The organism is Kiritimatiellia bacterium, from assembly GCA_028715905.1.
GTDB lineage: Bacteria > Verrucomicrobiota > Kiritimatiellia > JAAZAB01 > JAAZAB01 > JAQUQV01.
In genome coordinates, this window is record JAQUQV010000071.1 from 1 (window position 1) to 9,661 (window position 9,661).

Consider the following 9,661-nt stretch of genomic DNA (forward strand, 5'->3'; position numbering starts at 1 on the left):
CGGCGGATTGCTGATCTTCGCCCTCCTGGTCAATCCGGCCAACACGGCCCGTTTGTTGTCGTTCCGTCTGCCGGTGATTTTTCTGCTCTCGGCCCTGCTTGGCATCGGCGCCTGTCTGGCCGGCCTCGTGTTCTCCTATGTCTGGGATATTCCCACCGGCGGCAGCGTCGTTCTGGTTTCTTCCGGCATGTATCTGCTGGCGTTCCTGATTTCACCTGAAAGGCGCAAACGAAAAGAGGAGGTAAAAACCGATGAAGCAGCGAATAATAATTAAGCGGCAAAAGGAATTTTTCAACCGCCACGCCGAAAAATGGATGGACATGTGGTATCTTGGCCGGAAGGCCGCCGGCCGCCGCCGTTTTCAGCGAGAGTTCAGGCGCCTTTTTGAGCTTGCCCCCATAAAAAAGAACGATGTTATTCTGGACGCCGGCTGCGGGAGCGGGGTGCTGGTTCCCTATATTCTCCGGCGGCTGGGCGCGAAAGGAAAACTGCACGAGGTTGATTACGCCGAGAAAATGATCGCGGTCAACCGCAGTCTGCACAAGGACCCGCGCCTGGAATTTCACGCGGCGGACGTCCATGACCTGCCGCTGGCGGCAAAGTCATGCGACGGCGCATTCTGTTTCTCGTGTTTTCCGCATTTTAGAAACAAGCCAAAAGCCCTGCGTTCCATGCAAAACGTCCTGAAGTCTGGCGGCTGGCTGTTGCTGGCGCATTTTGACTCTCCGGAAGCCTTGAACCATCATCACGCCCATTCCCACCGGGCGGTCAAGCATGACCGCATGCCGGACGAGGCGGGCATGCGCGCGCTCTTTGCGAAGGCCGGCTTAACGGTCGCGCGGCATGTGAATGAAGACGGTTTTTACGCCTTTTTGGCAAAGGCCAAACGGCCGGCGCGTGCGAGCCAAGCAAGGCAAGACTCCAATGACTAAATCATTTTTGATCACCGGCGGCGCCGGATTTCTCGGCATTAATCTTGTCCGCTATTTGCTGGCCAGACAACAGCGGGTAACCGTTCTTGATGCGGCGCCTTTTGATTATCCCGACGTGAAGGAAGGGGTGCGGGTTATCCGCGGCGACATTCGCAATAAGGAAAATGTGAAAACGGCCATGGAAGGCGTTGGGATCGTGGTGCACGCGGCGGCCGCGTTGCCGCTCTACAAGCCGGTTGATATTTATTCCACCGATGTGGAGGGCACGCGGATGGTAATTGAGGAGGCCGCGCGGGAAAAAGTTGAGCGTTTCATCCACATCTCCTCCACCGCGGTCTACGGCATTCCCGACCATCATCCGCTCCTTGAGACCGATGAGCTCAAGGGGGTCGGGCCGTACGGCGAGGCCAAGGCGCTCGCGGAGGCTGTTTGCGGGGAATACCGCGCCGGCGGCATGTGCCTGCCGATATTGCGGCCAAAATCATTCGTCGGTCCGGAGCGGCTGGGCGTCTTTGCCATGCTTTACGAATGGGCGCGCGAGGGACATAATTTTCCCATTCTGGGGAAGGGCGATAACCCCTATCAATATCTGGACGTGGAAGATTTGTGCGAGGCGATCTGGCTTTGCGCCACTTTGCCGGAAAATGCCGTGAACGACACGTTTAACATCGGCGCAAGGGAATTCGGAACGCCGCGTTCCGATTTTCAGGCCGTGCTGGACGAGGCCGGTCATGGCAAAAGGGTCGTTTCCCTGCCGGAGCGGCCGGCGATTCTGGCCCTGCGCCTTTTGGAGATGATGGGGGTATCGCCGTTGTACAAGTGGATTTACGAAACAGCCGGCAAGGAATCGTTTGTCTCCATTGAAAAAGCGGAAAGAAAACTGGGTTTTGTTCCGAAATATTCCAACCGGGACGCCCTGCTCCGCAACTACCGCTGGTATCTCGCGAATATTGACCGGCTGTCGGGCGCTTCATCCGGCGTTACGCACCGCGTTCCCTGGAGCCAGGGAATCCTCAAGATGGCCAAGGCGTTTTTCTGATTGTGGGAGGATATATTGAAGCGCGCGCAGTTCGCGCCGGTTGAAAACACAGCCGCCGCAGTGAATAATGAGCCAATACGGGCTTAAATCTTCCGGACAATCGCTCCTTATAAATGTTGAAATAATTTTTTTGCCCGGCTAAGATGGACGCAATTAAGGAGCGAAGCTCCGTCATGGCCATTATATCATCCAACTTCCGCCATGCATCGTCCCGCGGCGCAAAGGCCGGACTGCATATCCTGGTTTTTAATTGCGGCAGTTCATCTCTCTCCTACAAGATTTTCCGGACGGACAAGCGCGGCAAGCCGGAAATATTTATTTCCGGCAAGGCCCACCGGGTTGGCGTAAAAGGCAGCAAGCCGTCCTTTATCGTTTATAATTTTAAAGGGAAGACCTTGAAAGACGTCATTCCCCTCCGGACCCACCAGGAAGCGGCGCGGCTGGTTTTTGATTATATCCGGAAAAACAATATAAAAATAGACCTGATCGGGAACAGGTTTGTGCATGGCGGAATTCTTTTTGACAAGTCCGCTTTTATAGACGCGGATAATCTGAAAAAGCTGCAGTCTTGCCTGCCGCTGGCCCCGATTCATAATCCCATCGCGATGAGCGTGATACGGACATCGCAAAGCATTCTGCCGGAAGTGAGACAATACGCGGCGTTTGACTCGGCCTTCCATGCCGCGCTGCCGCCGGTGGCCTATACTTATCCGCTGCCCGGCAGAGTGGTCAAAAAATTTGCCTTTCGCAAATACGGTTTTCACGGACTTTCCTATCTGGATGTGACGGGCAAGACGGCGGCTCATTTGAAAATTCCGGCCGATAAATTGAAGATGATAATCTGCCATCTCGGGACCGGAGGCTCAAGCATCGCGGCGATAAGGCGCGGCCGTTCCATAGATACATCCATGGGGTATTCGCCGCTGACCGGCCTTGTCATGAGCACGCGCTGCGGCGACATAGACCCTATGCTTGCGATTTATCTTATGACAACCTACGGGTACCGCCCCGATTATCTGCTGGACATGCTTGAGAAAAGAAGCGGCCTTATCGGCCTTTCCGGCTTTTCCAGCGACTTGCGCGACATTATTGAGAAAAAGGATAAAAAGCAGGCCAAGCGCGCCTTTGGGATGTATATTCACAGATTGAAGGAATATTTGGGGAGTTACGTCGCGGTCCTTGGCGGCCTTGACGCGCTCGTGTTCACTGACGACATCGGCGTCCAAAACTGGCTGGTCAGGGAAAAAGTGTGCGAAAACATGGGCTGGTCCGGAATCGTCTTGGACAAAGATAAAAATCGCGCGGCAAGGAGCGACCAAATTGTTGAGCTCCATGCCGCCAGGTCGGCCTTGAGCATTCTCTCCGTTCCCAACGATGAGGAACGAATCATTTGTCTGGAAGGCTTAAAACTGCTGGAGCGGAATTTATGATTCTGATGTTTTCCGGTGATAACCGAAGCTTCTGCTGGCGTGCGGTCCGGCGCGGCCGCGTCATCCGCGGCCGCCGCCGGCTTGATTCCGGGCTGCGGCTGGATGATATCGGGGATTGCGCGGACTGCCCGGAAGAACTTGAGGCCGTCGGATATTTTTTGCATCACGGCGGCAGCCGCATAACCAAGCCTGCCGTCCTGTTAACGCCGCAGAATTTCAACGAGGCCGCCAAATGCGTCAGGTTCCTGCCGGACTACAACGATTTAACCTTTAAAATTGCCGGTTACTGGATGAAAAAGCGGCCCGATGTTCCCCATGTTCTTTTGTGCGACACGGCTTTTTTCAACTTGCTGCCGTATGCGGCGCGCAATTATGCCATTCCCTATCGGCTCCAGCGGGAGAACATAAGGCGTTATGGCCGTTACGGTTTAAGCCAGCGCTGGCTGTTGAAACAAATCAAGCCCCGCCTTGCCGGCCATCAGTCAAAAATTATAACCGTCTACCTGGGAGATTGCACCAGCGTCTCGGCGATAAAAGACGGCAACCCCCTTGCGACCAGCTCCGGTTTTACGCCGGTTGAAGGAATTCTCTCGTTGACCGGATCGGGAAGCATAGACCCTACGATTGTGTTTTATCTGCACGCCGCCGGCATGTCGTTCAGTGAAATAAACGAATTGCTTTCAAAAAAGAGCGGTTTTGCCGCCCTGGTTGGCAGAAGCGCCGACGTGGCCTCCGTCTTGAACAACCGGCGTGAGCCTAAAAAAATTGCGGCCCGCGGGTTTTATTGCTACAATGTCGTAAAATGGATCGGCAGCGCCATGGCGATTCTGGGGGGGGCGGATGCGATCGTGTTTTTCAGTGAAAAGCCCGCGGCCTACCGCGGGATAATCCGCGAAATCTGCCGGCGATTTGCGTTCCTTGGATTAAAATGCAAATGCCCGCAAAACGCAAAAATGGATTTTGCGAATTTGACGGGAGACGCTTCGCGGATCAAGGCGTTTTGTTTCCGGCATGACAGGTGGCGGATTATGGAGGAAGATATCAGGGCGATAATATTAAAAAGGAGGGAAGCATGAGAGCGAAAGAGCAAAGATTTCTGGTGGATGTCGGCATGAGCGACCTGCCATTTCCGATGAAAGTTATTTCAAGGGATTGTGCCGGCGGCCAGTCCACAATTGCGAATATTTCAGTCAACGCGCGTATCATGCATGAATTTGAGGCGCGCTGGATAGATGAATTCATTAAAATAGTCCACGAACACCGCGACCGGATCGGAACCGAAACTCTCGGCGCCAATATCAAGGATTATGGCAAAAGGCTGAAGGCCTCCATGGTCAGGATTGATTTTGACTATCCGTTTTTTATTGAAAAGCGCACGCCTGTCGCCAAGGAAAAATGCCTCGTCAGATATCTGTGCCGTTATTCCGCCAAGTCTCCGTCCATCGGCGGCAAGCCGAGCATTACTTTTAGAATTTCAGTGCCTTGTATTACCACTTATCCCTCAAGCCGGGCCAGCGTTCCGCAAGGACTTTTCGGACAACTGAGCGTTTTCCAGGTTGAAGTTGTCCCGAAAAAGGAGGTTTATCCGGAAGATATCGTTGACATAGTGGATCGGCATGCCATCGTCCCCGTCTATTCCTTCCTGACCGAGGAGGATCAGAATTTTGTCATTGCTGAAATACACTCAAAACAAAAAACAAGCGTAGTCGCGCTGGATGAAATCAAGACCGACCTGGCCAATAACAACTGTATAGACTGGTACTCGGTGACCTGCAGTAATTACGGCATGTTGCATACTTACAGCACCGTGATCAGCACCGAAAAGAGCTCATGGGTCCCTTTCAGCGGTTATGAAGGCGAAGTCTGACCCTGCGCGTTTGTTTTTCTCCGCCCGGCCGGCGCCGGGCGGGAGACGGCCGGCGAATGCGCATCGTTTTCGGGCAAGCCAAGGTTTTATTAAGCTGTGGAAAAAGTTGATATCGTGATTATCGGCGCGGGCGCGGTCGGTCTGGCCGTTGCCAGGGAACTCTCATCCCGTAAAAAAGAAATCGTGCTTCTGGAGCGGCACGAGAGTTTCGGGCGGGAGGCTTCCTCGCGCAACAGCGAAGTGATCCACGCCGGGATGTATTATCCGGCTTGTTCGTTGAAAGCCCGGTTATGCGTGGAAGGCAACCATCTGCTGCGTGAATTATGCCGGAAGCACGGCATCCCCCACGCCTTTCCCGGAAAAATCATTGTGGCGGCCAATGAAACCGAGAAGGACAAAATTGAGCTTCTCTTTGACCAGGGCAATCGGAACGGCGTTCCCGGCCTCCGGCTTCTGAGCAGGAAGGACATTTCGGGCATGGAGCCGCGGGTGTCGGCCGCGGCCGGTTTGTGGAGTCCGGCCACTGGCATCGTGGATTCCCATCGCCTGATGAGTTTTTTCGCGCAATCGGCCGGCGCGGCCGGGGTAACCATCGTTTACGGGTGCGAAGCGGCCGGTGTGCAAAAAACCGCGGATGGATTTTTGCTTGAGACGCGCGGCGCGGCCGGCGCAACGCTGAACATCGGCTGTGAAATTCTTGTCAACGCGGCCGGCCTGCGTTCCGATGCCGTGGCCGCCCTGGCCGGCATTGACATTGATGCGGCCGGGTACCGCCTTCATCCCTGCAAGGGCGAATATTTTTCGGTGGCGTCCCGCCATCGCGGAAAACTTTCGCATCTGGTTTATCCGGCGCCGACCGCCATCAGTCTCGGAGTGCACAGCGTGTTGAAACTGGATGGCAGCCTGAAACTCGGCCCCAATGCCTTTTATGTGGATGAGCTGACTTACGGCGTGGATGCCGCCCATCGCCGTGAATTTTATGACAGCGCCCGGAAATACCTGCCCTTCATAGAATATGAAGATCTCCAGCCGGATATGGCCGGCATCCGCGCCAAACTGCAAACCGCCGGGGAGTCTTTCCGCGATTTTGTCATCCGCGAGGAATCGGCGCGCGGGTTGCCCGGCCTGATCAATCTTATCGGGCTTGAATCGCCGGCCTTGACGGCCTCGCCCGCCATCGCGCGCCACGTTGCCGGATTAATACGTTGACAGTTTTCCGCCGTTGGTCTCAGCGGCGGACCGGATTGGATCCTGATAAGCATTGAGCTATTTGCAAAAGAATTTTGACCGGATGGCGCAAAATCAAGGTAGGCGCCGAACCCCTGCTCGGCGACGCATCTGTTGGTTGGAATCGCCGCATGGGGATGCGGCTCCTACGTCTATCAAACACAGTTGTCCCTTTGGCGGTTTAACCAAGGCGATGGAGGTGGCCGATTTGAAAAGCCGGCCGAAAACATCATTCGTAGCGCAGCGCGTCAATCGGGCTCAAAACCGCGGCTTTGCGCGCCGGCCAGAGGCCGAAAACAACGCCGATGGCGGCTGAAAAGGAGACCGCCAGCGTGATGGAGAATGCTGTCACAATTGACGCCCAGTCCGCGAAATACGAAACCCCCAGGCTGATCAGCCAGCCGCAGGTAATGCCCATCAGCCCTCCGAAAATGCTGATGACCAGGGCCTCGGTGAGAAATTGGATCATGATGTCGCGGCGCTTGGCGCCGACCGCCTTGCGGATGCCGATTTCGCGCGTGCGTTCCGTAACCGAGACCAGCATGATGTTCATGATGCCGATGCCGCCGACCAGCATGGAAACCGCCGCAATGCCCGACAGAAGCCATGACAATACCCGGCTTGTTTCGGTCAGGGCGTCCTGGATTTCCGCCATGTTGCGGATGTCAAACGACTCGTGCCGCGAAGGCGGCAGGCGGTGGGTGCGGATGATCAACTCGCGGATTTGTTCCTGGGTTTTTTCCATGTCGGCCTGCGAGGCCACTTCTATTTCAATCAGGTGAAGATATTTTGTTCCAAGCAGACGGTCCATGGCGGTGGTGAGCGGGATCATGATGAGATCATCCTGGTCCCACCAGTGGGTTGATCCCTTTTCCGGAAGGACCCCGACGACCTGGAAATTGACCTTGTTGATTTTGACATATTCGCCGAGCGGGTTTGCGCCGTCAAAGAGCTCGCGGACGAGAGTCATGCCGATGGCCGCCACGCGCGCCTTTGCGAGCATTTCGTTTTCGTTGAAAAAGCGGCCGACGATCGGTCTGGAAGCGTGCATGGGGGCGTAAACCGGTTCCACGCCCATGACCCGCGTGTTCCAGTTCTTGCCGCCGTAGGTTGCCTGGCCGCGGCCGTAGACCACGCCGGCGGCATTGCTGACGGTGTGGATTTCACGCTTGATGTCGGCGATGTTCTCGCGGGTGAAACGGGTGATCATGCCTTCCGACATTCTCACGCCCCCGGTGCGCGGCGGGCCGGAGCGCATGGTCAGCAGATTGGATCCCATGCTGGCGAGCTGGTCCTCAATTGATTTTCTGGCCCCCTGGCCGATGGCCAGCATGGCGATTACCGCCGCCACGCCGATCAAAATGCCGAGCATGGAGAGAGCCGCGCGGACCTTGTTGGCCCTTAATGCCCGCCAGGCCTGCTTCAGATTGGCGGCCGTGCCGGCGGCCAGGGATTTCCAGCCGTTTTGACCGGAACTCGCGGTTGGCGGATTCCGGCTGGGGGGGGGCGATGGCCGTCCGCTGATTTGCGGATTCCGTGTTTCCATCTTCCGCCTTGCGGCGTTCGGCTCGTCGCGCTGGATCATGCCGTCGCGCATGTGGATTATGCGGCCGGCATAACGGGCGATATCCTCCTCGTGCGTTACCATCACCACGGTCAATCCCGCGCGGTTGAGGCCGGCGATGATTTCCATGATTTCTCCGGCGCTCTTTGAATCCAGATTGCCGGTCGGCTCGTCCGCCAGTATGAGGCGCGGATTGTTGATCAACGCGCGCGCGATGGCCACGCGCTGCTGTTGGCCGCCTGAAAGCTCGTTGGGCCGGTGCGTGATCCGGTCGGCCAGACCGATTGCCGACAGGGCCTGCCGGCCCGCTTCCGGGTTTGGCTTGTGGTGGGCATAGAGAACCGGCAGCAAGACGTTTTCCAGGGCGGTGGTGCGCGGCAGAAGGTTGAAATGCTGGAAGACAAAGCCGATGGAAGTGTTTCGTATTCCAGTCAGGGCGTCGTCGGAAAGATGGTGGATGTCATGGCCGAAGAGATTATAGTTGCCGTCGTCAAGCACATCCAGCAGGCCGAGAATATGCAGGAGGGTTGATTTGCCCGATCCGGAAGGCCCCATGACCGCGACAAATTCGCCCTCGGCTATTTCAAGCGAAACCCCCTGCAGGGCATGCACCGCGGTTTCCCCGCGGTCGTAAGTCTTGAAAACGTTGGAAAGGCGAATCATGTTTTAAGGAAATTCTCAACTTCCAACGTTGAACATTCAACATCAACGGTTCGTTTTCTACCCTGTTGAACGTTGAACGTTTAAAGTTTCCCGTGAATTTTTTCTTGTGCGATTATCTTCGCCGGAACGGGCTGAACGGATTGGCGGCGTCTTTTTTTGATTCCGGCAGGCGGACGGAAGCAACCAGCACGGAATCGCCCTCCTCCAGGCCGGAAATGATTTGAATTTTTTTTCCATCGTTCATCCCGGTCTGGATTTTTGCATGGATTATTTTGCCGCGGTTGGCAGGGTCGGCCCGCCAGACAATCGTCTCCTTGCCGCTGGAATGCACGGCGCCGGTCGGAAGCGTCAGCACGCCGTTGGTGGTTGAAGTTACGATCAGTATATTGGCGGTCATGCCGCTGCGCATGAAAGCGGGCACGCTTTCCGGGAGAACGTCAACATAATACATGGTCACGTTATTGACGGTTGTGGCCTCGTAGGCGATGGCGTCCACAATCCCTTTGATGGCTCTGGCGGGATAGGCGTCCAGCGTCAATTCCGCCTTCTGGCCGAGCCGGACGCGGCCGATATCGGTTTCATCAATCTGTGCCTGGACAATCAGGCGGTCGGACATGACAAACAATTTTTCGTTGGCGGTGACCGTTTGGCCGGGTTCCACGCTCCGGGCGATGATATCGCCGTCAATCGGGGCGACAATCGGCATGGGCTTGTACATTTGTTCCCAGTGCGCAAGCTCTTTTTCATCTTTTGAACGCGCCGCGTCCAGCAGGACCGCCCGGTCGGTGGAGCTCATCCGGCCCAGAATCTGGCCCTTGCGGACGGCCGCGCCTTCGTCAACGAGCACTTCTTCAATCCGGCCGGCGAGCGGCGGCTTGACTTCAACCCGGTTCTGGGGCTTGATGACGCCGGTGGTCGCCACGGTTACCTTCAGGTCGC

General features: G+C 56.1%; 10 protein-coding genes. 7 read left to right on the top strand and 3 right to left on the bottom strand.

Features of this window, described 5'->3' with window-relative positions:
• From PHP98_10650 to PHP98_10660, 3 genes are all read left to right on the top strand, one after another.
• On the top strand, positions 1–274 hold a 274-nt coding region (locus tag PHP98_10650), incomplete at its 5' end, for a metal ABC transporter permease (GenBank protein MDD5484085.1).
• Positions 252–932 carry a class I SAM-dependent methyltransferase gene (locus PHP98_10655; protein ID MDD5484086.1) on the top strand — a complete coding sequence of 227 codons (681 nt, stop codon included), beginning with the start codon at positions 252–254 and terminating at the stop codon, positions 930–932. The genes PHP98_10650 and PHP98_10655, both read left to right, overlap by 23 nt.
• Positions 925–1,971 (top strand): NAD-dependent epimerase/dehydratase family protein, encoded by a 1,047-nt coding sequence (locus PHP98_10660; GenBank protein ID MDD5484087.1) that lies wholly within the window; start codon positions 925–927, stop codon positions 1,969–1,971. The genes PHP98_10655 and PHP98_10660 overlap by 8 nt, the downstream gene beginning before the upstream one ends.
• On the opposite strand, the gene PHP98_10665 is transcribed toward PHP98_10660, so the two are convergent.
• Positions 1,903–2,082, bottom strand: a complete 180-nt coding sequence (locus PHP98_10665; protein MDD5484088.1) for a hypothetical protein — start codon at positions 2,080–2,082, stop codon at positions 1,903–1,905. The genes PHP98_10660 and PHP98_10665 overlap by 69 nt on opposite strands.
• Positions 2,083–2,144: 62 nt before the next feature.
• On the opposite strand from PHP98_10665, the gene PHP98_10670 reads away from it, so the two are divergent.
• The 4 genes from PHP98_10670 to PHP98_10685 all read left to right on the top strand — a co-directional run bounded on the left by PHP98_10670 (position 2,145) and on the right by PHP98_10685 (position 6,477).
• Positions 2,145–3,401 (top strand): acetate/propionate family kinase, encoded by a 1,257-nt coding sequence (locus tag PHP98_10670; protein ID MDD5484089.1) that lies wholly within the window; start codon positions 2,145–2,147, stop codon positions 3,399–3,401.
• Positions 3,398–4,477 (top strand): hypothetical protein, encoded by a 1,080-nt coding sequence (locus PHP98_10675; GenBank protein ID MDD5484090.1) that lies wholly within the window; start codon positions 3,398–3,400, stop codon positions 4,475–4,477. The genes PHP98_10670 and PHP98_10675 overlap by 4 nt, the downstream gene beginning before the upstream one ends.
• Positions 4,474–5,268, top strand: a complete 795-nt coding sequence (locus PHP98_10680) for a GTP cyclohydrolase, FolE2/MptA family (GenBank protein MDD5484091.1) — start codon at positions 4,474–4,476, stop codon at positions 5,266–5,268. The genes PHP98_10675 and PHP98_10680 overlap by 4 nt, the downstream gene beginning before the upstream one ends.
• A gap of 96 nt (positions 5,269–5,364) precedes the next feature.
• On the top strand, positions 5,365–6,477 hold the full coding sequence (locus PHP98_10685; protein ID MDD5484092.1) for an NAD(P)/FAD-dependent oxidoreductase: 1,113 nt from the start codon (positions 5,365–5,367) through the stop codon (positions 6,475–6,477).
• 247 nt (positions 6,478–6,724) lie between these two features.
• Here PHP98_10685 and PHP98_10690 read toward each other — a convergent pair whose 3' ends face one another.
• Positions 6,725–8,722 (bottom strand): ABC transporter permease, encoded by a 1,998-nt coding sequence (locus PHP98_10690; protein MDD5484093.1) that lies wholly within the window; start codon positions 8,720–8,722, stop codon positions 6,725–6,727.
• Positions 8,723–8,834: 112 nt separating this feature from the next.
• Positions 8,835–9,661, bottom strand: an 827-nt coding sequence (locus PHP98_10695; protein ID MDD5484094.1) for an efflux RND transporter periplasmic adaptor subunit, incomplete at its 5' end; no start/stop codon positions are given.

Bases quoted from the DNA above. Each gene is read 5' to 3' on its own strand.
- PHP98_10670 (MDD5484089.1), top strand. From the start codon at position 2,145: ATGGCCATTATATCATCCAACTTCCGCCATGCATCGTCCCGCGGCGCA.
- PHP98_10690 (MDD5484093.1), bottom strand. From the start codon at position 8,722: ATGATTCGCCTTTCCAACGTTTTCAAGACTTACGACCGCGGGGAAACC.
- PHP98_10675 (MDD5484090.1), top strand. From the start codon at position 3,398: ATGATTCTGATGTTTTCCGGTGATAACCGAAGCTTCTGCTGGCGTGCG.
- PHP98_10660 (MDD5484087.1), top strand. From the start codon at position 925: ATGACTAAATCATTTTTGATCACCGGCGGCGCCGGATTTCTCGGCATT.
- PHP98_10655 (MDD5484086.1), top strand. From the start codon at position 252: ATGAAGCAGCGAATAATAATTAAGCGGCAAAAGGAATTTTTCAACCGC.
- PHP98_10680 (MDD5484091.1), top strand. From the start codon at position 4,474: ATGAGAGCGAAAGAGCAAAGATTTCTGGTGGATGTCGGCATGAGCGAC.